General features: G+C 62.4%; 24 protein-coding genes and 1 pseudogene. 14 read left to right on the top strand and 11 right to left on the bottom strand.

The window, feature by feature from the left end; translation table 11 throughout:
* Positions 1 to 3: 3 nt before the first annotated feature.
* Entirely contained in the window at positions 4 to 897 is an 894-nt protein-coding gene (locus PMI38_RS07775) for a ZIP family metal transporter (protein WP_008092487.1), read from the top strand.
* A 148-nt stretch (positions 898 to 1,045) separates the two neighbouring features.
* On the opposite strand, the gene PMI38_RS07770 is transcribed toward PMI38_RS07775, so the two are convergent.
* The 10 genes from PMI38_RS07770 to PMI38_RS07725 all read right to left on the bottom strand — a co-directional run bounded on the left by PMI38_RS07770 (position 1,046) and on the right by PMI38_RS07725 (position 8,058).
* A complete protein-coding gene (locus tag PMI38_RS07770) occupies positions 1,046 to 1,318 on the bottom strand; it encodes an HPr family phosphocarrier protein (protein ID WP_008092485.1) in 273 nt (90 codons plus the stop codon).
* A 20-nt stretch (positions 1,319 to 1,338) separates the two neighbouring features.
* Positions 1,339 to 2,193 carry an RNase adapter RapZ gene (rapZ, locus tag PMI38_RS07765; RefSeq protein WP_008092483.1) on the bottom strand — a complete coding sequence of 285 codons (855 nt, stop codon included), beginning with the start codon at positions 2,191 to 2,193 and terminating at the stop codon, positions 1,339 to 1,341.
* A 2-nt stretch (positions 2,194 to 2,195) separates the two neighbouring features.
* On the bottom strand, positions 2,196 to 2,660 hold the full coding sequence (gene ptsN, locus PMI38_RS07760) for a PTS IIA-like nitrogen regulatory protein PtsN (protein WP_008092481.1): 465 nt from the start codon (positions 2,658 to 2,660) through the stop codon (positions 2,196 to 2,198).
* Positions 2,661 to 2,672: 12 nt separating this feature from the next.
* Positions 2,673 to 2,981: a ribosome hibernation-promoting factor, HPF/YfiA family gene (hpf, locus tag PMI38_RS07755; protein WP_003255135.1), complete on the bottom strand. Its 309-nt coding sequence runs from the start codon at positions 2,979 to 2,981 to the stop codon at positions 2,673 to 2,675.
* Positions 2,982 to 3,059: 78 nt separating this feature from the next.
* The gene (locus PMI38_RS07750; protein ID WP_043273222.1) at positions 3,060 to 4,553 is read right to left on the bottom strand and encodes an RNA polymerase factor sigma-54; all 1,494 of its coding nucleotides are present in this window, start codon (positions 4,551 to 4,553) and stop codon (positions 3,060 to 3,062) included.
* A 174-nt stretch (positions 4,554 to 4,727) separates the two neighbouring features.
* Positions 4,728 to 5,453 carry an LPS export ABC transporter ATP-binding protein gene (gene lptB, locus PMI38_RS07745; protein ID WP_008092472.1) on the bottom strand — a complete coding sequence of 242 codons (726 nt, stop codon included), beginning with the start codon at positions 5,451 to 5,453 and terminating at the stop codon, positions 4,728 to 4,730.
* On the bottom strand, positions 5,454 to 5,978 hold the full coding sequence (lptA, locus tag PMI38_RS07740) for a lipopolysaccharide transport periplasmic protein LptA (protein WP_008092470.1): 525 nt from the start codon (positions 5,976 to 5,978) through the stop codon (positions 5,454 to 5,456).
* On the bottom strand, positions 5,965 to 6,537 hold the full coding sequence (gene lptC / locus PMI38_RS07735) for an LPS export ABC transporter periplasmic protein LptC (RefSeq protein WP_008092468.1): 573 nt from the start codon (positions 6,535 to 6,537) through the stop codon (positions 5,965 to 5,967). Before lptC ends, lptA begins: the two co-directional genes overlap by 14 nt.
* An 8-nt stretch (positions 6,538 to 6,545) precedes the next feature.
* Positions 6,546 to 7,070: a KdsC family phosphatase gene (locus tag PMI38_RS07730; RefSeq protein WP_008092466.1), complete on the bottom strand. Its 525-nt coding sequence runs from the start codon at positions 7,068 to 7,070 to the stop codon at positions 6,546 to 6,548.
* Positions 7,071 to 7,083: 13 nt separating this feature from the next.
* Positions 7,084 to 8,058 (bottom strand): KpsF/GutQ family sugar-phosphate isomerase, encoded by a 975-nt coding sequence (locus PMI38_RS07725; protein WP_008092464.1) that lies wholly within the window; start codon positions 8,056 to 8,058, stop codon positions 7,084 to 7,086.
* Positions 8,059 to 8,069: 11 nt separating this feature from the next.
* Here PMI38_RS07725 and PMI38_RS27065 point away from each other — a divergent pair, with 11 nt between their 5' ends.
* From PMI38_RS27065 to hisC, 11 genes are all read left to right on the top strand, one after another.
* Positions 8,070 to 8,213 carry a hypothetical protein gene (locus PMI38_RS27065; RefSeq protein WP_157214857.1) on the top strand — a complete coding sequence of 48 codons (144 nt, stop codon included), beginning with the start codon at positions 8,070 to 8,072 and terminating at the stop codon, positions 8,211 to 8,213.
* Positions 8,214 to 8,305: 92 nt separating this feature from the next.
* The gene (locus tag PMI38_RS07720; protein WP_008092462.1) at positions 8,306 to 9,115 is read left to right on the top strand and encodes an ATP-binding cassette domain-containing protein; all 810 of its coding nucleotides are present in this window, start codon (positions 8,306 to 8,308) and stop codon (positions 9,113 to 9,115) included.
* Positions 9,115 to 9,912: a lipid asymmetry maintenance ABC transporter permease subunit MlaE gene (gene mlaE / locus PMI38_RS07715; protein ID WP_008092460.1), complete on the top strand. Its 798-nt coding sequence runs from the start codon at positions 9,115 to 9,117 to the stop codon at positions 9,910 to 9,912. The genes PMI38_RS07720 and mlaE overlap by 1 nt, the downstream gene beginning before the upstream one ends.
* A complete protein-coding gene (gene mlaD, locus PMI38_RS07710; protein WP_008092458.1) occupies positions 9,912 to 10,397 on the top strand; it encodes an outer membrane lipid asymmetry maintenance protein MlaD in 486 nt (161 codons plus the stop codon). The genes mlaE and mlaD overlap by 1 nt, the downstream gene beginning before the upstream one ends.
* A 9-nt stretch (positions 10,398 to 10,406) precedes the next feature.
* Positions 10,407 to 11,054: an MlaC/ttg2D family ABC transporter substrate-binding protein gene (locus PMI38_RS07705; protein ID WP_008092455.1), complete on the top strand. Its 648-nt coding sequence runs from the start codon at positions 10,407 to 10,409 to the stop codon at positions 11,052 to 11,054.
* Positions 11,051 to 11,353 (top strand): STAS domain-containing protein, encoded by a 303-nt coding sequence (locus PMI38_RS07700; protein ID WP_008092454.1) that lies wholly within the window; start codon positions 11,051 to 11,053, stop codon positions 11,351 to 11,353. The genes PMI38_RS07705 and PMI38_RS07700 overlap by 4 nt, the downstream gene beginning before the upstream one ends.
* 119 nt (positions 11,354 to 11,472) lie before the next feature.
* Positions 11,473 to 11,712, top strand: coding sequence for a BolA family protein (locus tag PMI38_RS07695; protein WP_003255121.1), 240 nt, complete (start codon positions 11,473 to 11,475; stop codon positions 11,710 to 11,712).
* A 23-nt stretch (positions 11,713 to 11,735) separates the two neighbouring features.
* The gene (gene murA / locus PMI38_RS07690; protein WP_008092432.1) at positions 11,736 to 13,001 is read left to right on the top strand and encodes a UDP-N-acetylglucosamine 1-carboxyvinyltransferase; all 1,266 of its coding nucleotides are present in this window, start codon (positions 11,736 to 11,738) and stop codon (positions 12,999 to 13,001) included.
* Positions 13,002 to 13,171: 170 nt separating this feature from the next.
* Positions 13,172 to 13,807 carry an ATP phosphoribosyltransferase gene (gene hisG, locus PMI38_RS07685; protein WP_008092430.1) on the top strand — a complete coding sequence of 212 codons (636 nt, stop codon included), beginning with the start codon at positions 13,172 to 13,174 and terminating at the stop codon, positions 13,805 to 13,807.
* Positions 13,808 to 13,933: 126 nt separating this feature from the next.
* On the top strand, positions 13,934 to 15,259 hold the full coding sequence (gene hisD, locus PMI38_RS07680; protein WP_008092429.1) for a histidinol dehydrogenase: 1,326 nt from the start codon (positions 13,934 to 13,936) through the stop codon (positions 15,257 to 15,259).
* A gap of 2 nt (positions 15,260 to 15,261) precedes the next feature.
* A complete protein-coding gene (gene hisC / locus PMI38_RS07675; protein ID WP_008092428.1) occupies positions 15,262 to 16,308 on the top strand; it encodes a histidinol-phosphate transaminase in 1,047 nt (348 codons plus the stop codon).
* Between the two features lie 71 nt (positions 16,309 to 16,379).
* Here hisC and PMI38_RS07670 read toward each other — a convergent pair.
* Positions 16,380 to 17,327, bottom strand: a pseudogene (locus tag PMI38_RS07670) (alkaline phosphatase family protein); the annotation flags it as partial.
* Between the two features lie 140 nt (positions 17,328 to 17,467).
* Between PMI38_RS07670 and PMI38_RS07665 the strand changes: the two are divergent.
* Entirely contained in the window at positions 17,468 to 18,118 is a 651-nt protein-coding gene (locus PMI38_RS07665; RefSeq protein WP_008092423.1) for a FadR/GntR family transcriptional regulator, read from the top strand.
* A gap of 13 nt (positions 18,119 to 18,131) precedes the next feature.
* Positions 18,132 to 19,397: a CynX/NimT family MFS transporter gene (locus tag PMI38_RS07660; protein ID WP_008092421.1), complete on the top strand. Its 1,266-nt coding sequence runs from the start codon at positions 18,132 to 18,134 to the stop codon at positions 19,395 to 19,397.
* Positions 19,398 to 19,486 lie beyond the last annotated feature (89 nt).

Below are 19,486 nucleotides of genomic sequence, written 5' to 3'. Positions count from 1 at the left end.
GGTATGCGCTCGGAGGTGATGTCTGTCGGTAGTGTGCGCCTGTTCCGGTTGGCAATAGGCACGCTGCTGCTATTGGTCGGCACGGCCCTGCTGGTGGCGCGGGGTATTGCCTGGCTGGACCTGGAGCCGCGCATGCTGCGCGCCCTCGAGGGCGGCGCACTGTGTGCGCTGGGTACGGCGCTGGGTGCGGTACCGGTGTTGGTGATTCGCAACATGCCGGTGGCCCTGGCCGATACCTTGTTGGGTTTCGGTGCCGGCGTGATGCTGGCGGCCACCGCGTTTTCCTTGATCATTCCGGGGCTCGATGCTGCCCGGTCAATCGGTTTCAGCCCATGGGGCGCTGGTGGCTTGATCAGCTTCGGCTTGCTGTTCGGGGCGTTGTGCCTGTTCGCCGTCGATTTGAAGGTGTCGGGTGCATCGCCCGAGGCGCTGGTCGGTAACGATCGGCAACCCGTGATTGCGGCGCGGATCTGGCTGTTCGTGATCGCCATCATTGCCCACAACATTCCCGAAGGCATGGCCATCGGCGTATCGGCCGGTGGTGGCATGGCCGATGCCGACAGTCTGGCGATGGGCATTGCCTTGCAGGATGTGCCCGAGGGACTGGTGATTGCGCTGGTGCTGGCGGGGGCGGGCATGCCGCGGTTCAAGGCGTTTTTGATCGGGGCCGCGTCTGGCCTGGTGGAGCCGTTGGCGGCGGTGCTGTGTGCCTGGCTGGTGAATGTCGCCGAGTTGCTGCTGCCGCTTGGCCTGGCTTGTGCAGCGGGGGCGATGCTGTTGGTGGTGACCCAGGAGATCATCCCCGAGTCACGCAGCAATGGGCATCACCGGCTGGCCAGCCTGGGGCTGTGCATCGGCTTCTGCCTGATGATGGTGATGGATACGGCGATGTCTTGAATTGGATCTACTGGCCCTATCGACGCGGTTCGTCGCCACGACAAGCCGGCTCCCACAGGAATTGCGCAAAGCTTGAAGGTCGCGCTGAACCTGTGGGAGCCGGCTTGCCGGCGATAGAGCCAGAGCAGTCAGCCAGGATGCGAGCGAGTTACTCGCCTTCGTCGAAATAGTTGTTGATCAACGCCACCAGCGCTTCCAGCGCTTCGTTGTCCTGCTCCCCTTCGGTATGCAGGTGCACCTGGGTGCCTTTGCCCGCCGCCAGCATCATCACGGCCATGATGCTCTTGCCGTCCACCAGCTTGTCTGGCGCACGCCCCACCCGCACCTGGCAAGGGAAGCGCCCGGCCACGCCAACGAACTTGGCTGCCGCCCGGGCATGCAGCCCCAGCTTGTTGATGATGGTGATTTCGCGGGCGGGCATCGTGGGGCGGATCCTGTGGGCTAGAGGTCGCGGTGGCGGACCTGGACGTTTTTCAGAGACTGCTGCAGCAACTTGCCAAGGCGTTCGGTGATATAGACCGAACGGTGGTGACCGCCAGTGCAGCCAATGGCGATGGTGACATAAGCGCGGTTGCTGGCAGCGAAGCGTGGCAGCCATTTGAGCAGGTAGCTGGAAATGTCGTTGAACATTTCCTCGACGTCCGGCTGAGCGGCGAGGTAGTCGATGACCGGCTGTTCGAGGCCGGAGTGCTCGCGCAGCTCGGGCTTCCAGTACGGGTTCGGCAGGCAGCGTACATCGAACACCAGGTCGGCATCGACCGGCATGCCGCGCTTGAAACCGAACGACTCGACCAGGAAAGCGGTGCCTGGCTCGGGTTGATTGAGCAGGCGCAGCTTGATCGTGTCGCGCAGTTGATAGAGGTTGAGGCTGGTGGTGTCGATCTTCAGGTCGGCAAGATCGGAGATCGGTCCCAGCAGCTCGCTTTCCACGCGGATCGCCTCGGCCAGCGAGCGGTCGGCGTTGGTCAACGGGTGGCGCCGGCGTGTTTCGGAGAAGCGCTTGAGCAGCGTCTCTTCGTCGGCATCGAGAAACAGCACATCACACTGGATATGGCGGCCGCGGGCTTCGGCAAGCAGCTCGGGGAAGCGTGACAGATGGCTGGGCAGGTTGCGCGCATCGATCGAGACGGCCACTTTCGGTTGCAGCAGCTCGGTGTTGATCAACGCATTCTCCGCCAGTTGCGGCAGCAAGCCGGCCGGCAGGTTGTCGATGACGTAAAAGCCGTTGTCTTCCAGCACATCGAGGGCGGTACTCTTGCCGGAGCCGGACCGGCCGCTGACGATGATCAGGCGCATGTTCAGTGCTCGTTCTGTGCGTCCAGGACAACCTGGAACAGGGCCTCGCTGCTGTGGGCGGCACGCAGGCGCTCGCGAACTTCCTTGCGGTCGAGCATGCTGGCGATCTGGCGCAGCAGTTCCAGATGGGCATCAGTAGCAGCCTCCGGCACCAGCAGTACGAACAACAGATCGACCGGCGCGCCATCGATGGCGTCATAGTCGATCGGAGCATCCAGGTGCAGCAGGGCGCTGACGGGTGAAGAACACCCTTCAAGCCGGCAGTGGGGAATGGCGATTCCATTGCCGAAGCCAGTGGAGCCGAGTTTTTCCCGCGCGATCAGCTTTTCGAAGACGTCTTGCATCTCCAGCTCGGGTACTTGTTCGGCAATCAGGTTGGCGACCTTTTCAAGGGCGCGCTTCTTGCTGCCGCCCGGCACGTTCACCAGGGAACGGCCGGGGGTCAGGATGGTTTCAAGTCGGATCATGGATGAGGGGGATCAGCGGGCGGCTGCACCTTGCAGCAAGCTTTGCTGTTTTTCCTTGTGTTTTTTCAGTTGGCGGTCGAGCTTGTCGGCCAAGGCGTCGATCGCTGCATACATGTCTTCGTGTTCTGCGTTGGCAACCACTTCGCCGCCGGGAATCTGCAGGGTCGCTTCGACCTTCTGCTGCAGCTTCTCGACTTTCATGATGACCTGCACGTTGGTGATCTTGTCGAAGTGACTCTCCACCCTGGCGAGCTTTTCCAGCACGTAATCGCGTAGCGGCTGGGTGACTTCTACATGCTGTCCACTGATATTGACTTGCATACAGCTTCTCCTTTGTTGCCCGTGCATAAAGAGGCAGGTATTGCACCTGCCCCACAAACGCTGTGGCACACCCAGGGGCTACATCAGTCGCTTGCGCTCGCTCGACGGTGCGATGCCGAGGGACTCGCGGTACTTGGCGACGGTGCGACGGGCTACCTGGATGCCTTGTGCCTCCAGTAAACCAGCGATCTTGCTGTCACTCAATGGCTTTTTCTGATTTTCCGCCGCAACCAGTTTCTTGATGATCGCGCGGATCGCCGTGGACGAGCATTCTCCGCCTTCGGCGGTGCTGACGTGGCTGGAGAAAAAGTATTTCAGTTCGTAGATGCCGCGGGGCGTGTGCATGTATTTCTGCGTGGTGACCCGCGAAATGGTCGACTCGTGCATGCCTACCGCTTCGGCGATATCGTGCAGTACCAGCGGCTTCATCGCTTCGTCACCGTGGTCGAGGAAGCCACGCTGGTGCTCGACGATCTGGGTGGCGACCTTCATCAGTGTTTCATTGCGGCTCTGCAGGCTCTTGATGAACCAGCGTGCCTCCTGAAGCTGGTTGCGCATGAAGGTGTTGTCGGCGCTGGTGTCGGCGCGGCGGACGAAGCCGGCATACTGCGGGTTGACCCGCAGGCGCGGGATCGCTTCCTGGTTCAGCTCGACCAGCCAGCGCTCGCTGTCCTTGCGCACGATCACATCGGGCACCACGTATTCAGGTTCGCTGGACTCGATCTGCGAACCAGGGCGCGGGTTGAGGCTCTGCACCAGCTCGATCACCTGACGCAGCTCGTCTTCCTTGAGCTTCATGCGGCGCATCAGCTGGCTGTAGTCGCGGCTGCCGAGCAGGTCGATGAAGTCGCTGACCAGGCGCTGGGCTTCGCTCATCCAGGGTGTGCTGGAGGGTAGTTGGCGCAGCTGCAGCAGCAGGCATTCGCCGAGGCAGCGGGCGCCGACGCCGGCAGGTTCGAACTGCTGGATGCGGTGCAGCACGGCTTCGATCTCGTCGAGCTCGATATCCAGTTCCGGGTCGAAGCCTGCGCAAATCTCTTCGAGCGTGTCTTCCAGGTAGCCCTGGCCGTTGATGCTGTCGATCAGGGTGACGGCGATCAGGCGATCGGTATCGGACATCGGTGCCAGGTTCAGTTGCCACAGCAGGTGGCTCTGCAGGCTCTCGCCGGCCGATGTGCGGGTGGTGAAGTCCCACTCGTCGTCATCGTTGCTCGGCAGGCTGCTGGCGCTGGTCTGGTAGATGTCTTCCCAGGCGGTATCGACCGGAAGCTCGTTGGGGATTCGCTCGTTCCACTCACCGTCCTCCAGGCTTTCGGCACTGCTGGTGCTTTCCTGGAAGCTGTTGTCCTGGACTTCGGCGACCGGCTTGTTTTCGGCGTTGTCCGCCATCGGGTCGCTGTTGTCGAAGTCTTCGCCGTCTTCCTGGCGTTCGAGCATCGGATTGGACTCCAGCGCTTCCTGGATTTCCTGCTGCAGGTCCAGGGTGGAAAGCTGGAGTAGGCGGATGGCCTGTTGCAACTGAGGAGTCATCGTCAGTTGCTGGCCCATTTTTAGGACGAGCGATGGTTTCATGGCTGGGGCTAAATACCTTGTTCGCCGGCGCGCATGCGCCATCCACTACATGAGGGCGCCGGAGCGCCTAATTCAAGCAAGTTTTATGCCTTAAATTGTAGCGTTTGCCTAGAGCGCTGTAACAACTTAAGCCCCGTCAGGAGCGGTTTGCCAGTGCTCCAGGCACATCTGGGCTCAGAGTCGGAACTCGTGACCCAGGTAAACTTCCTTGACCAGGTCGTTGGCCAGGATGGTCTCGGCATCGCCCTCGGCGATCAGTTGGCCATCGTTGACGATGTAGGCGGTTTCACAGATGTCCAGGGTCTCGCGGACGTTGTGGTCGGTGATCAGTACACCGATGCCCTTGGCCTTGAGGTGGTAGATGATCTGCTTGATGTCGCCAACGGAAATCGGGTCGACGCCGGCAAAGGGTTCGTCCAGCAGGATGAACTTCGGTGCGGTCGCCAGCGCGCGGGCAATCTCGACGCGGCGGCGTTCACCGCCGGACAGGCTCATGCCGAGGTTGTCGCGGATATGGCTGATATGGAACTCCTGCAGCAGGCTTTCCAGCTCCTTGCGCCGGCCGTCACGGTCGATGTCCTTGCGCGTTTCGAGGATCGCCATGATGTTGTCGGCCACCGACAGTTTGCGGAAGATCGAAGCTTCCTGCGGCAGATAGCCGATACCGGCGCGGGCACGGCCGTGCATCGGCTGGTGGCTGACATCGAGATTGTCGATCAGAACCCGGCCCTGATCGGCCTGGACCAGGCCGACGATCATGTAGAAGCAGGTGGTCTTGCCGGCGCCGTTGGGGCCGAGCAGACCGACGATCTGCCCGCTGTCGATCGACAGGCTGACGTCGCGCACGACTTGCCGGCTCTTGTAGCTCTTGGCCAGGTGCTGGGCTTTGAGGGTTGCCATTTACTCGGCCTTCTTCTTCGGCTGGATCACCATGTCGATGCGCTGACGTGGTTGAGTCACGTTGCCACCGCGACCGGCGGTCGCAACCTGGGACTTGGTGTTGTAGACGATCTTCTCGCCTTCGGTGGTGTTGCCTTCGTTCTCGACCTTGGCACGGTCGGTGAGGATCACCGTGTCTTTCTGTGCCTGGTACTGGATGGTCACGGCCCAGCCCTTCATCTTGTCAGGCTTGGCGGTGCTCTGCTGTTGCTCGAAGTAGGCCAGGTTGCCCACCGAGGTCACCACGTCGATGTCGCCGTTGGCGGCGCGGGTCATGGTCACGGTGTTGCCTTTGATCATCATCGAGCCTTGGGTGATGATCACGTCACCGGTGTAGGTGGCCACGCCTTGCTTGTCGTCCAGGTGCGCGTTGTCGGCCTGGATGCGGATAGGCTGGTCACGGTCGGTCGGCAGGGCGAAGGCGCTCGCGCTTCCCAGTGCTGCGCTCAGGCTGAGCAAAAGGGGGAGGGTTTTAACGAGCCTCATACTGTCCTCTTACGTTAGAGAGCAGGTCCATCCTGCCTTCTTTCAAATACGCTTTCATTCCCTTGCCCGTGGTCGTACCACCGGCGCCGTCGATTCTAACGGCTTGCTCGGTCTGCGCATATTGCTTCTGTGGGAATACGGTCATGCGCGAGCTGGTAATGATGGTTTCGCGCTGTTTTTCGTCAGTGCGTGCGACACGCACCTTGTCGATCAGTTCGACTTCGCTGCCGTCGGGATTGACCTCGGCGCGAACGCTCTGCACGTGCCACGGGTACTCGGTGCCCCGGTACATGTGCAGGTCGGGCGTGGTCACCAGTGTGACTTCGCTGGCCTTGAGGTGTTCGACTTTGTCGGCGGTCATCTCGTATTGCAGCTTGCCATCGGGAAGAAACTGCAGGCTGTGGGCGTTGATCGCGTAATAGTCGATGGCGCTTTCATCAACTTGCGCCACGGGCTTGTCGAGGAAGCTTTCAGGGCTGACATTCCAGTACCCGATCGCCACCAGCAGGGCAGCGATCAGCGCGAGCAGCACAATATTGCGGGCTTTCTTGCTGAGCATGTTCGGCCTTAAAGGTAATTGGCATTGGCAGCGTCCAGGGTGCCCTGGGCCTGCATGATCAGTTCGCAGAACTCGCGGGCGGCACCTTCGCCGCCGCGCGCCTGGGTCACGCCGTGGGCGTGCTGGCGAACGAATGGCGCGGCATTGGCCACCGCCATGCCCAGGCCCACCCGGCGAATCACCGGCAGGTCTGGCAGGTCATCGCCCAGATAGGCAACCTGTTCATAGCTTAGGCCCAGTTCGGCGAGCAGGCCGTCGAGCACTACCAATTTGTCCTCGCGGCCCTGGAACAGGTGCGGGATGCCGAGGTTTTTCGCTCGACGCTCGACGACCGGGGTCTTGCGTCCGCTGATGATGGCCGTGGTTACGCCCGCGGCCATGAGCATCTTGATGCCGTGGCCATCGAGGGTATTGAAGGTCTTGAACTCGCTGCCGTCCTCGAGAAAGTACAGCCGTCCGTCGGTGAGCACGCCGTCGACATCGAATACGGCGAGCTTGATGGCTTTGCCGCGTTGCAGCAGATCCTGGGTCATTGCGGGTTCTCCTTTACATCACGCCTGCGCGCAGCAGGTCGTGCATGTTCAGGGCGCCGGTAGGACGGTCGTCCTTGTCGACGACTACCAGGGCGTTGATCTTGTTGTCTTCCATGATCTTGAGCGCCTCGGCCGCGAGCATTTCGGCGCGTGCGGTCTTGCCGTGCACGGTCATCACCTGGTCGATCAAGGTGGTGTGAACGTCGATGCTGCGATCCAGGCTGCGGCGCAAGTCGCCGTCGGTGAAGATCCCGGCCAGCTTGCCATCCGGTTCCAGGATCACGGTCATGCCCAGGCCCTTGCGGGACATTTCCAGGAGCGCGTCCTTGAGCAGCGTGCCGCGTTGCACTTGTGGCAGCTCGTCGCCCGCGTGCATGACGTTCTCGACCTTGAGCAACAGGCGTCGGCCCAAGGCTCCGCCTGGGTGCGAGAAGGCGAAGTCCTCGGCAGTGAAGCCGCGCGCTTCGAGCAGCGCGATGGCCAGCGCGTCGCCCAGCACCAGTGCCGCGGTGGTGGACGAGGTGGGCGCCAGGTTCAGCGGGCAGGCCTCCTGGGCGACACGGGCGTCGAGGTTGACCTCGGCGGCCTGGGCCAAAGGCGAATCCGGATTGCCGGTCAGGCTGATCAGCTGGATGCCCAGGCGCTTGATCAACGGCAACAGGGTGACGATCTCGGCAGTACTGCCCGAGTTGGAAAGGGCGAGAATGACATCGTCGCGAGTGATCATGCCCATGTCGCCATGGCTGGCTTCGGCCGGGTGCACGAAGAATGCGGGTGTCCCGGTGCTGGCCAGGGTCGCGGCGATCTTGTTGCCGATATGCCCAGACTTGCCCATGCCGACCACCACGACGCGGCCCTTGCTCGTCAGGATCAGTTCGCAAGCCTTGACGAAGTTGGCGTCGATACGGGCCATCAGGCCTTCTACGGCCTCGAGTTCAAGGCGCAGTGTTCGCTGTGCGGATTGGATCAACTCGCTGGATTGGCTCATGTTGAAAAACGATGCCTGATGAAAAGGCGGCGATTATAGCCGCAATGGAAGAAAGCCTCATCCTTTCGATTGCCATCGGAAATGTCGGCAAAGCTGTCATTGGCCTGAACGACTCGTTCCATGGCCTTGGGGCCGCCCTGTCAGCGGTGCTATAGTTCGCCGCTATTCGGCCTGCCAGGGGGCGCGTGTGCCTTCCTGATGGGGGCCGGCGTCCATTAGGACGAGGCTGCACTAGCAAGGAGTCTAGATGAGTGTGGATAGCGCCTACGCGGTCGAGTTGAAGGGTGTCACCTTCAAGCGCGGTTCGCGCAGCATTTTCAGCAATGTCGACATACGCATCCCGCGTGGCAAGGTCACGGGCATCATGGGGCCGTCGGGTTGCGGCAAGACCACGCTGCTGCGCCTGATGGGCGCGCAACTGCGCCCGGCAAGCGGCGAAGTGTGGGTGGCCGGGCAGAACCTGCCGAGCCTGTCACGCAGCGACCTGTTCGACGCGCGCAAACAGATGGGTGTGCTGTTCCAGAGCGGCGCGCTGTTCACTGACCTCGATGTGTTCGAGAACGTCGCCTTCCCGTTGCGTGTGCATACGCAGCTGTCGGACGAGATGATCCGTGACATCGTCCTGATGAAGCTGCAGGCCGTGGGCCTGCGCGGTGCCATCGACCTGATGCCCGACGAATTGTCCGGTGGGATGAAGCGCCGGGTGGCACTGGCCAGGGCAATTGCGCTCGATCCACAGATCCTCATGTACGACGAACCGTTCGTCGGCCAGGATCCGATCGCGATGGGGGTGCTGGTGCGCCTGATCCGCCTGCTCAACGATGCCCTGGGAATTACCAGTATCGTGGTGTCCCATGACCTGGCCGAAACTGCCAGCATTGCCGACTACATCTACGTGGTCGGTGATGGGCAGGTGCTGGGCCAAGGGACCCCTGATGAGCTGATGGGGTCGGATAATCCACGCATTCGCCAGTTCATGAAAGGCGATCCGGATGGCCCGGTGCCGTTCCATTTTCCTGCGCCAGACTACCGCGCCGATCTGCTGGGGGCGCGTTGATGCGTAGAAAATCCTTACTGGAACGAATTCGCCTGCTGGGCCGCTCGGCCATCGATGTGCTGGCGGTGCTCGGGCGCTCCTGCCTGTTCCTGTTCCATGCGCTGGTCGGCCGTGGCGGCATCGGCGGCGGTTTCCAGCTGCTGACCAAGCAGTTGTATTCGGTGGGCGTGCTGTCGCTGGCGATCGTGGTCGTGTCCGGTGTGTTCATCGGTATGGTGCTGGCCCTGCAGGGCTACAGTATCCTCACCAAATACGGTTCCGAGCAGGCGGTCGGGCAGATGGTCGCCCTGACCCTGCTGCGCGAACTGGGGCCAGTGGTCACCGCGCTGCTGTTCGCCGGCCGGGCAGGTTCGGCACTGACGGCCGAGATCGGCAACATGAAGTCCACCGAGCAGCTGTCGAGCCTTGAGATGATCGGCGTCGACCCGCTCAAGTACATCGTCGCACCGCGCTTGTGGGCCGGCTTCATTTCCTTGCCGTTGCTGGCGCTGATCTTCAGCGTGGTTGGCATCTGGGGTGGTTCGTGGGTCGCGGTGGACTGGCTGGGCGTCTACGAAGGCTCGTTCTGGGCCAACATGCAGAACAGTGTTTCCTTTACCGACGACGTGCTCAACGGGCTGGCCAAGAGCCTGGTGTTCGCCTTCGTCACGACCTGGATCGCCGTATTCCAGGGGTACGACTGTGAGCCCACCTCAGAAGGGATCAGCCGTGCCACCACCAAGACCGTGGTCTATGCCTCATTGGCAGTACTGGGTCTGGACTTTATTCTGACCGCCTTGATGTTTGGAGATTTCTGATGCAAAACCGCACCCTGGAAATCGGTGTCGGCCTGTTCCTGCTGGCCGGGATCCTGGCGTTGCTGCTGCTGGCCCTGCGTGTCAGCGGGCTGTCGGCCAGCCCGAGCAGCGATACCTATAAAGTTTATGCGTACTTCGACAATATCGCCGGTTTGACGGTCAGAGCTAAAGTGACCATGGCCGGCGTGACGATCGGCAAGGTCACCGCCATCGATCTGGACCGTGATTCCTACACCGGTCGGGTGACGCTGCAGCTGGACAAAACGGTCGACAACCTGCCGACCGACTCCACTGCCTCGATCCTGACCGCCGGTTTGCTTGGCGAAAAATACATCGGCATCAGCGTCGGCGGCGAAGAAGAAGTGCTCAAGGAAGGTGCAACCATCCATGACACCCAGTCGGCCCTGGTGCTGGAAGATCTGATTGGCAAGTTCCTGCTCAACTCCGTTGGCAAGGAACCGAAAGAAGCGCAACCGGCTAATTAAGGAGTTTCCATGATTTCGATCTTGCGACGTGGCTTGCTGGTCCTGCTGGCAGCTTTCCCTCTGCTGACCCTGGCAGCGCAAACGCCCCATGAGGTGGTGCAGAGCACTACCAATGAACTGCTGGGCGATCTCAAGGCCAACAAGGAGCAGTACAAGAGCAACCCGCAGGCGTTCTACGATGCGCTCAATCGCATCCTGGGCCCGGTGGTCGATGCCGATGGCATTTCCAAGAGCATCATGACCGTCAAGTACTCGCGCAAGGCCACCCCTGAGCAGTTGCAGCGCTTCCAGGAAAACTTCAAACGCAGCCTGATGCAGTTCTATGGCAACGCCCTGCTCGAGTACAACAACCAGGGCATCGTCGTCGATCCGGCCAAGGCTGATGACGGCAAGCGCGCCAGCGTCGGCATGAAGGTCACCGGCAACAACGGTGCCGTGTACCCGGTGCAATACACCCTCGAGAACCTCGGCGGCGAGTGGAAGGTCCGTAACGTCATCGTCAACGGTATCAACGTCGGCAAGCTGTTCCGTGACCAATTCGCCGACGCCATGCAGCGCAACGGCAACAACCTGGACAAGACCATCGACGGCTGGGCCGGCGAAGTGGCCAAGGCCAAGCAAGCCGCCGAAACCTCTCCTGACAAGGAAGTGAAATGAGCGAGGCCGGCGTGAGCATGGTCGAGCCGGGCGTGCTGCGCCTGGCCGGCGTGCTGGACTACCGCAGCGGCCCGGCCTTGCGCAAGCAGGGCAAGGCGCTGATCGCCGCAGCCCGCGAGACGCAGCTGGTGCTTGACTGTTCGTCGGTCGAGAAGTCGTCCAGCGTCGGCCTGTCGTTGCTGCTGGCGTTCATGCGTGACGCCCAGGCTGCTGGCAAGGCTTGCGAAGTACGCGGCATGCCTGAAGACATGCGGGAAATTGCCGAGGTCTATGACCTCGATGAAGTACTGGCGAGCTGATGGCTCGTCACTGATGGAAGGCCCCTCGGTCAGCGCGCTCACTCAGTGGGCTTCGCAGGCGAGGGGCTTTTTTGTATGATGGCCGACCCGTGCGCATCGGGCGCCGATTGAGGTTGAGCATGCAGGCCGTAGAAGTTAAGAGCTTCCTTGAAGAGAAATTGCCGGGATCCCGGGTCGAAGTTGAAGGCGAAGGCTGCAACTTTCAGTTGAACGTGATCAGCGACGAGTTGGCTGGCCTGAGCCCGGTCAAGCGCCAGCAGGCGATCTATGCTCACCTGAATCCCTGGATCGCCAATGGCAGCATCCATGCGGTAACCATGAAATTTTTCAGCAGCGCAGCCTGGGCTGAGCGCACCTGAGCCAACTTGGCGGCGAGACTCCAATGGACAAACTGATTATTACTGGCGGTGCTCGCCTCGATGGCGAGATCCGCATTTCGGGCGCGAAGAACGCGGCCCTGCCGATTCTGGCGGCGACCCTGCTGGCCGATGGCCCGGTCACCGTGGGCAACCTGCCACACCTGCATGACATCACCACCATGATCGAGCTGTTCGGGCGTATGGGCATCGAGCCTGTGATCGACGAAAAGCTGGCAGTGGAGATCGATCCGCGCACCATCAAGACCCTGGTCGCGCCTTACGAGCTGGTCAAGACCATGCGCGCCTCGATCCTGGTGCTTGGCCCCATGGTCGCGCGCTTCGGCAAGGCCGAAGTTGCCCTGCCGGGTGGCTGCGCCATCGGTTCGCGTCCAGTCGACCTGCACATCCGCGGCCTTGAGGCCATGGGTGCGAAGATCGAAGTGGAAGGCGGCTATATCAAGGCCGAGGCGCCTGAAGGCGGCCTGCGTGGCGCGCACTTCTTCTTCGATACCGTCAGCGTGACCGGTACCGAGAACATCATGATGGCCGCTGCCCTGGCCAAGGGCCGCAGCGTCCTGCAAAACGCCGCGCGCGAGCCGGAAGTGGTCGACCTGGCCAACTTCATCAACGCCATGGGCGGCAAGGTTCAGGGCGCTGGCACCGACACCATCACCATCGATGGCGTCGAGCGCCTGGACTCGGCCAACTACCGCGTCATGCCTGACCGTATCGAGACCGGTACCTACCTGGTTGCCGCTGCCGTGACCGGTGGTCGCGTCAAGGTCAAGGACACTGATCCGACCATCCTCGAGGCGGTGCTGGAGAAGCTCAAGGAAGCGGGTGCCGACATCACCACCGGTGAAGACTGGATCGAGCTGGACATGCATGGCAAGCGGCCGAAAGCCGTCAACCTGCGTACCGCTCCATACCCGGCGTTCCCGACCGACATGCAGGCGCAGTTCATTTCGCTCAACGCCATTGCCGAAGGCACCGGTGCGGTCATCGAGACGATCTTCGAGAACCGTTTCATGCACGTGTACGAAATGCACCGCATGGGCGCGCAGATCCAGGTCGAGGGCAACACCGCCATCGTTACGGGTGTACCGACGCTCAAGGGCGCTCCGGTGATGGCCACCGACCTGCGTGCTTCCGCCAGCCTGGTGCTGTCGGCGCTGGTCGCCGAAGGCGACACCCTCATCGATCGCATCTACCACATCGACCGTGGCTACGAGTGCATCGAAGAAAAACTGCAGATGCTGGGCGCGAAGATCCGTCGCGTACCGGGCTAGTCATCTGCCTGGGAGCAGGGTGTGGGAGCGGGCTTGCCCCGCGAAGCATCCACCGCTGCGCATGGCACCGGCTTTGCCGGTGTTCGCGGGGCAAGCCCGCTCCCACCACGAATTGAATGCGGCCGGGCTCAGGCCCGGCTGGCAGTAGCCGCTTAAGGACCGACGTTCCAATGTTGACCATCGCGCTTTCCAAAGGCCGCATCCTCGACGATACCCTGCCGTTGCTGGCCGAGGCCGGTATCGTGCCGACCGAGAATCCGGACAAGAGCCGCAAGCTGATCATCCCCACCACGCAGGAAGACGTGCGCCTGCTGATCGTGCGCGCCACCGATGTGCCGACCTATGTCGAGCATGGCGCCGCCGACCTCGGTGTGGCGGGCAAGGACGTGCTGATGGAGTACGGCGGCCAGGGCTTGTACGAGCCGCTGGACCTGCAGATCGCCCGCTGCAAACTGATGACCGCTGGCGTGGTCGGTGCACCGGAGCCCAAGGGTCGCCTGCGCGTGGCCACCAAGTTCGTCAACGTAGCCAAGCGTTACTATGCCGAGCAGGGCCGCCAGGTCGACATCATCAAGCTCTACGGCTCGATGGAGCTGGCACCGCTGATCAACCTCGCCGACAAGATCATCGACGTGGTCGACACCGGCAACACCCTGCGCGCCAACGGCCTGGAGCCCCAGGACATGATCGCCACGATCAGCTCGCGCCTGGTGGTCAACAAGGCCTCCATGAAGATGCAGCACGCCCGCATCCAGAGCCTGATCGACACCCTGCGTAAAGCGGTCGAATCGCGACACCGCGGCTGACTTCTGCGCGCGGCCTTCGCTGTCGCGCCCGTCTATCCGCGTCATAGCCATTTTTCTCGGGTGCCCGCGCGGATGGACTGGTAGCTTAGGGCGCCTGAGCATTCGCTAATAATCGAGGCCCTCGCCATGACCGTGTCCACTGCAATTGCCCGTCTCAACGCTGCTGATCCGGATTTCGCCCGACATCTGGATCATCTGCTGAGCTGGGAAAGTGTGTCCGATGACGCGGTCAACCAGCGCGTGCTCGACATCATCAAGGCCGTGCGCGAGCGTGGCGATGCGGCGCTGGTGGAGTTCACCCAGCGTTTCGATGGTGTCGATGCGAAATCCATCGACGACCTGATCCTGGGTCGCGCGCGCCTGGAACTGGCCCTGACTCGAATAACGCCAACCCAGCGTGAAGCGCTGGAGAAGGCTGCTGACCGTGTGCGTATGTACCACGAGCGGCAGAAGCAGGACTCCTGGCAGTACACCGAGGCCGACGGCACTGTGCTGGGCCAGAAAGTCACCCCGTTGGACCGTGCCGGCCTGTACGTACCGGGCGGCAAGGCGTCGTACCCGTCGTCGGTGCTGATGAACGCCATTCCGGCCAAGGTCGCTGGCGTCACCGAAGTGGTGATGGTGGTGCCGACCCCGCGTGGCGAGATCAACGAGCTGGTGCTGGCCGCAGCCTGCATCGCCGGTGTCGACCGCGTGTTCACCGTCGGTGGTGCCCAGGCAGTGGCGGCGCTGGCCTACGGCACCGAAAGCGTACCGCAGGTGGACAAGATCGTCGGCCCGGGCAACATCTACGTGGCCACCGCCAAGCGCCATGTGTTCGGCCAGGTCGGTATCGACATGATCGCCGGCCCTTCGGAAATCCTCGTGGTGTGCGATGGCCAGACCGACCCGGACTGGATCGCCATGGACCTGTTCTCCCAGGCCGAGCACGATGAAGATGCCCAGGCCATTCTGGTCAGCCCTGATGCTGCATTCCTCGACCGCGTTGCCGCCAGCATCGACAAGTTGCTGCCGACCATGGAGCGCGCCGAGATCATCGAGAAATCCGTCAACGGCCGCGGTGCGCTGATTCAGGTACGCGACATGCAGCAGGCCATCGAGGTGGCGAACCGTATCGCTCCCGAGCACCTGGAGCTGTCGGTTGCCGACCCGCAGGCCTGGCTGCCGCAGATCCGCCATGCCGGCGCGATCTTCATGGGCCGCCACACCAGCGAAGCGCTGGGCGACTACTGCGCCGGCCCCAACCACGTGCTGCCGACGTCCGGCACTGCGCGTTTCTCGTCGCCGCTGGGCGTCTACGACTTCCAGAAGCGTTCGTCGATCATCTTCTGCTCCGAGCAGGGCGCATCCGAGCTGGGCCACACCGCTTCGGTACTGGCTCGCGGCGAATCGCTGACTGCCCACGCCCGTAGCGCCGAATACCGTATCCTGACCCAAGACAAGGGGAACTGAGCATGAGTCGATTCTGGAGCCCCTTCGTCAAGGACCTGGTGCCTTACGTACCGGGCGAGCAGCCCAAGCTGGCCCGGCTGGTCAAGCTGAACACCAACGAGAACCCCTATGGCCCGTCGCCCAAGGCGCTGGAAGCCATGCGTGGCGAACTCAACGACAACCTGCGCCTGTACCCGGACCCGAACAGCGACCGGCTCAAGCAGGCAGTGGCCGAGTACTACGATGTAACGCCCGCGCAGGTTTTCGTCGGCAACGGTTCGGACGAGGTGCTGGCGCACATCTTCCACGGCCTGTTCCAGCACGGCGGCCCGCTGCTGTTCCCGGATGTCAGCTACAGCTTCTACCCGGTGTACTGTGGCCTGTACGGCATCCCGTTCGAACAGGTGCCGCTGGACGAGCAGTTTCAGATCCGTGTGCAGGACTACAGCAAGCCCAACGCCGGCATCATCTTCCCCAACCCCAACGCGCCGACAGGTTGCCTGTTGCCGTTGCAGGCGATCGAGCAGATGCTGCAGGCCAACCGTGACTCGGTGGTGGTGGTGGACGAAGCCTACATCGACTTTGGCGGCGAGACGGCCATCAGCCTGGTAGGGCGCTACGACAACCTGCTGGTTACCCAGACCCTGTCGAAATCGCGTTCGCTGGCCGGTTTGCGCGTTGGCCTGGCGGTCGGCCACCCAGACCTGATCGAGGCGCTGGAGCGGATCAAGAACAGCTTCAACTCCTACCCGCTGGACCGTATGGCGATCGTTGGCGCCGCTGCGGCCTTCGAAGACCAGGCCTATTTCGAATCGACTTGCCGCCAGGTGATCGAGAGCCGCGAGGTGCTCGTCGAGCAGCTGACGGCCAAGGGCTTCGAGGTGCTGCCGTCGGCCGCCAACTTCATCTTCGCCCGTCATCCGCAGCAGGATGCGGCGCAGTTGGCTGCGCGCCTGCGTGAACAGGGGGTGATCGTGCGCCACTTCAAGCAGCAGCGCATTGCCCAGTTCCTGCGCATCACCATCGGAACGCCGGAAATGAACCAGGCGTTGATCGACGCGTTGGCCTGATTGTCATCGGGGCCGCTCGGCGGCCCCGATGCTCAGTGGCTGATTCCGGCGCTGCCGTTCACCTTCAAACCTGCGTTGTGTGCGCTGGTTTCATCCACTATCGGCGTGCCGTCGAGTTCCCATTCAGGCAGCAACTCAATCCCCATATGGCGCAGCACGGTCGGTGCAACCGACGTTTGCGCGGCATGCCGGTACAGACCGTTGAAACCTGGGTTGTCTTCCCCTTTGCGGGGAGGGCTCAACCCAGCGTTCAGTGCCTTGTTGCTGGCAATGAATACGGTCTTTTCCTGCTCCGTGGCGCCGCCATGGTCTTTGCCGCGGTAGTCGCGACCATGGTCTGTGCTGACGATCACCAGCCAATCTTCCTGGGGCTGCTTGTAGGCACGTGCCTCGACCTTGTCCAGCAGGCGCCCAAGCCGGTCGTCAGCCTCGCGCAGGGCGAATTGATAACCCGCGCCGAAGCCGCTGCTGTGGCCAACCTGATCGGGTTCATCGAGATGGATGAAGGTAAAGTCCGCCGCTTGGCTGTCGAGGATTTGCAGTGCCCGCACGGTCACCTGTTCATCGCTCAAACCGCTTTCGCGCACATCGTTGTCCCGGGCATCCTCAAGCAAGAATGCCGTATTGATGGGTGACCAGTTCACCACGCTGGCCAGATAGGCATTGGGCAGCGCCTGGCGCAGCCGTTTGAACAGGCTGGGATATGCAGGGTTGAGTCGCTGTGACTCGTTGTTGGCGGTGACGCCATGCTTGTTCGCCCAAACGCCGGTGAGCAAGGTCATCCAGCCGGGGCCGCTGAGCGTCGCCTGCTCACTGGCTTGCCCAGTGATGCCGCCGGTATAGGCCAGGGTGTAATGCAGGCGCCGCTTGAGCTGAGTGTCGTTACCCAGTGCTTCGTATTGTTGAAGCTGAACGCCATCGATACCGATCAGCAGCGTCTTGGGGTGCTTGGCCGCCGGCTCCGCACCGCAAGCTGCGAGCAATAGGCAAGCCACCAACAGCAAGCTGGTCATCTGCATGGCGATGTCTCCCTGAATCTTTAGCCGCGAGGGTTACAACAAAACGTAGCAGCCGCAACTGATGGAAATGCCAGTTGCATTGAAGTCTCTAGAGTGTTTCAGTAAGCTTCTCGAATTCATCGGATGATTGGTTGAGTATCATGAGCAGCGAATTGCCCCGGCGTTCCTTGGTCGAACTGGCCGTCGAACGCATGCGCGAACGCATCCTTCAGGGTGACTGGCAAGTAGGCGAGCGATTGCCGACCGAGCCTGTGCTGGCGGTTGAAATGGGCATCAGCCGCAATACCGTGCGCGAAGCCATGCGCGTGTTGGCATTCAGCGGCCTGGTGGAAATCCGTCAGGGTGACGGCAGTTACCTGCGTACCTGCCAGGACCCGTTGCAAGCCGTGCTGGCCATGTCCCGCTGTACGCCCGAGCAGGCGCGGGAAACCCGGCACATTCTGGAAAGCGAAGCCATTGGCCTGGCGGCGCTGCGACGCACCGACGAGGACTTGCGAGGCTTGCGCGAAGCCCTGCAGGCCAGCGCGGGGCACTTTCATGGCGACGTCAATGCCTATGTCAGCTGCGATCTGGTGTTTCACCAGCGCTTGATCGATGCCGCGCACAACCCGGCGCTGAGCGAGCTGTACCGGTATTTCTCGGGCGTCGTGAGCGCGGCGCTGCAGCGCAACATGGCCACCGTGCCACGCTGCCAGGCGACTTTCGACCTGCATGGGCAGATCCTCGCCGCCATCGAACAACGCGATGCGGAGCTGGCCAAGCGCCTGAGCCGCACGCTCATAGAATCCTGACCACGAGAAGGCCATGGCTGAACCAATGACCCGCGAGCGAGAGCTCGATGAACTGCTGATCGATGCCGAAGCCGACGATGAGCAAGTGCAGCAACAGGCTGTTGTGCTGCGCCGGCCCTGGCTATTGCTGCTGGGGCTGGTGCTGGTGGCACTGAACCTGCGTCCAGCGCTGTCGAGCATGGCGCCTGTTCTCGGCCAGGTGTCCGAGGGCTTGGGCTTGAGCGCTTCGCAAGCCGGCCTGCTGACAACCCTGCCGGTGCTCTGCCTGGGGCTGTTCGCACCGCTGGCGCCGGTCCTGGCGCGGCGCTTTGGCAGCGAGCGGGTGATCCTCGGCATCTTGTTGACCCTGGCCCTGGGCATCCTGGTGCGCAGTGCGCTGGGTGCGGTCGGGGTGTTCGTGGGTAGCCTGATGGCTGGTGCCAGCATCGGCATCATCGGCGTGTTGTTGCCGGGTATCGTCAAGCGCGATTTCCCGCAGCATGCCGGGACCTTGACCGGGGTCTATACCATGGCCCTGTGCCTGGGCGCGGCCATGGCCGCTGGCGCCACGGTGCCGCTGAGCACGCATTTCGACGACAGCTGGGCACTTGGCCTGGGTTTCTGGATGCTACCGGCGCTGCTGGCGATGCTGGTCTGGCTGCCTCAGGCGCGCCAGGGCCATGGCCTGCACAAGGTGGCCTATCGGGTGCGCGGGCTGTGGCGTGATCCGCTGGCCTGGCAAGTCACCCTGTACATGGGCTTGCAGTCGTCATTGGCCTATATCGTCTTTGGCTGGTTGCCATCGATCCTCATCGGCCGCGGCCTGAACCCGACCGAGGCCGGGCTGGTGCTGTCCGGCTCGGTGATCGTGCAGCTGATCAGCTCGCTGAGTGCGCCGTGGCTGGCGACGCGGGGCAAGGACCAGCGTCTGGCTATCGTGATCGTGATGCTGGTCACCCTGGCGGGCCTGTTCGGTTGCCTGTATGCACCCATCGAAGGGCTCTGGGGCTGGGCGGTACTGCTGGGGTTGGGGCAGGGCGGGACCTTCGCCCTGGCTTTGACGCTGATCGTGTTGCGTTCGAAGGACGCCCATGTGGCGGCGAACCTGTCGAGCATGGCTCAAGGGGTGGGCTATACGCTGGCGTCCATGGGGCCGTTCGCGGTGGGGCTGGTGCATGACTTGACCGGCGGCTGGGACGCGGTGGGGTGGATTTTCGCTGTGCTGGGGGTGGGGGCCATCGTGTTCGGGCTTGGGGCTGGGCGGGCGCTGCATGTGCAGGTGACTTGCGAAAAACTCTGAGGATGATTTGGGCATTTGCGGCCCTATCGCCGGCACCACAGGTACAGCGCAGGTCTCAAGACCGGTGGTGTCCCTGTGGGAGCCGGCTT

The organism is Pseudomonas sp. GM84, from assembly GCF_000282535.1.
In the GTDB taxonomy this organism is placed as follows: Bacteria; Pseudomonadota; Gammaproteobacteria; order Pseudomonadales; family Pseudomonadaceae; genus Aquipseudomonas.
The sequence above is the reverse complement of the archived record's forward strand: the minus strand, read 5'-3'. Positions and strand labels throughout refer to the sequence as shown.

What these genes read in the sequence shown, in the direction of transcription:
- PMI38_RS07775 (WP_008092487.1), top strand. Translation starts at nt 4, where the DNA reads ATGCGCTCGGAGGTGATGTCTGTCGGTAGTGTGCGCCTGTTCCGGTTG.
- PMI38_RS07770 (WP_008092485.1), bottom strand. Translation starts at nt 1,318, where the DNA reads ATGCCCGCCCGCGAAATCACCATCATCAACAAGCTGGGGCTGCATGCC.
- rapZ (WP_008092483.1), bottom strand. Translation starts at nt 2,193, where the DNA reads ATGCGCCTGATCATCGTCAGCGGCCGGTCCGGCTCCGGCAAGAGTACC.
- ptsN (WP_008092481.1), bottom strand. Translation starts at nt 2,660, where the DNA reads ATGATCCGACTTGAAACCATCCTGACCCCCGGCCGTTCCCTGGTGAAC.
- hpf (WP_003255135.1), bottom strand. Translation starts at nt 2,981, where the DNA reads ATGCAAGTCAATATCAGTGGACAGCATGTAGAAGTCACCCAGCCGCTA.
- PMI38_RS07750 (WP_043273222.1), bottom strand. Translation starts at nt 4,553, where the DNA reads ATGAAACCATCGCTCGTCCTAAAAATGGGCCAGCAACTGACGATGACT.
- lptB (WP_008092472.1), bottom strand. Translation starts at nt 5,453, where the DNA reads ATGGCAACCCTCAAAGCCCAGCACCTGGCCAAGAGCTACAAGAGCCGG.
- lptA (WP_008092470.1), bottom strand. Translation starts at nt 5,978, where the DNA reads ATGAGGCTCGTTAAAACCCTCCCCCTTTTGCTCAGCCTGAGCGCAGCA.
- lptC (WP_008092468.1), bottom strand. Translation starts at nt 6,537, where the DNA reads ATGCTCAGCAAGAAAGCCCGCAATATTGTGCTGCTCGCGCTGATCGCT.
- PMI38_RS07730 (WP_008092466.1), bottom strand. Translation starts at nt 7,070, where the DNA reads ATGACCCAGGATCTGCTGCAACGCGGCAAAGCCATCAAGCTCGCCGTA.
- PMI38_RS07725 (WP_008092464.1), bottom strand. Translation starts at nt 8,058, where the DNA reads ATGAGCCAATCCAGCGAGTTGATCCAATCCGCACAGCGAACACTGCGC.
- PMI38_RS27065 (WP_157214857.1), top strand. Translation starts at nt 8,070, where the DNA reads ATGCCTGATGAAAAGGCGGCGATTATAGCCGCAATGGAAGAAAGCCTC.
- PMI38_RS07720 (WP_008092462.1), top strand. Translation starts at nt 8,306, where the DNA reads ATGAGTGTGGATAGCGCCTACGCGGTCGAGTTGAAGGGTGTCACCTTC.
- mlaE (WP_008092460.1), top strand. Translation starts at nt 9,115, where the DNA reads ATGCGTAGAAAATCCTTACTGGAACGAATTCGCCTGCTGGGCCGCTCG.
- mlaD (WP_008092458.1), top strand. Translation starts at nt 9,912, where the DNA reads ATGCAAAACCGCACCCTGGAAATCGGTGTCGGCCTGTTCCTGCTGGCC.
- PMI38_RS07705 (WP_008092455.1), top strand. Translation starts at nt 10,407, where the DNA reads ATGATTTCGATCTTGCGACGTGGCTTGCTGGTCCTGCTGGCAGCTTTC.
- PMI38_RS07700 (WP_008092454.1), top strand. Translation starts at nt 11,051, where the DNA reads ATGAGCGAGGCCGGCGTGAGCATGGTCGAGCCGGGCGTGCTGCGCCTG.
- PMI38_RS07695 (WP_003255121.1), top strand. Translation starts at nt 11,473, where the DNA reads ATGCAGGCCGTAGAAGTTAAGAGCTTCCTTGAAGAGAAATTGCCGGGA.
- murA (WP_008092432.1), top strand. Translation starts at nt 11,736, where the DNA reads ATGGACAAACTGATTATTACTGGCGGTGCTCGCCTCGATGGCGAGATC.
- hisG (WP_008092430.1), top strand. Translation starts at nt 13,172, where the DNA reads ATGTTGACCATCGCGCTTTCCAAAGGCCGCATCCTCGACGATACCCTG.
- hisD (WP_008092429.1), top strand. Translation starts at nt 13,934, where the DNA reads ATGACCGTGTCCACTGCAATTGCCCGTCTCAACGCTGCTGATCCGGAT.
- hisC (WP_008092428.1), top strand. Translation starts at nt 15,262, where the DNA reads ATGAGTCGATTCTGGAGCCCCTTCGTCAAGGACCTGGTGCCTTACGTA.
- PMI38_RS07665 (WP_008092423.1), top strand. Translation starts at nt 17,468, where the DNA reads ATGAGCAGCGAATTGCCCCGGCGTTCCTTGGTCGAACTGGCCGTCGAA.
- PMI38_RS07660 (WP_008092421.1), top strand. Translation starts at nt 18,132, where the DNA reads ATGGCTGAACCAATGACCCGCGAGCGAGAGCTCGATGAACTGCTGATC.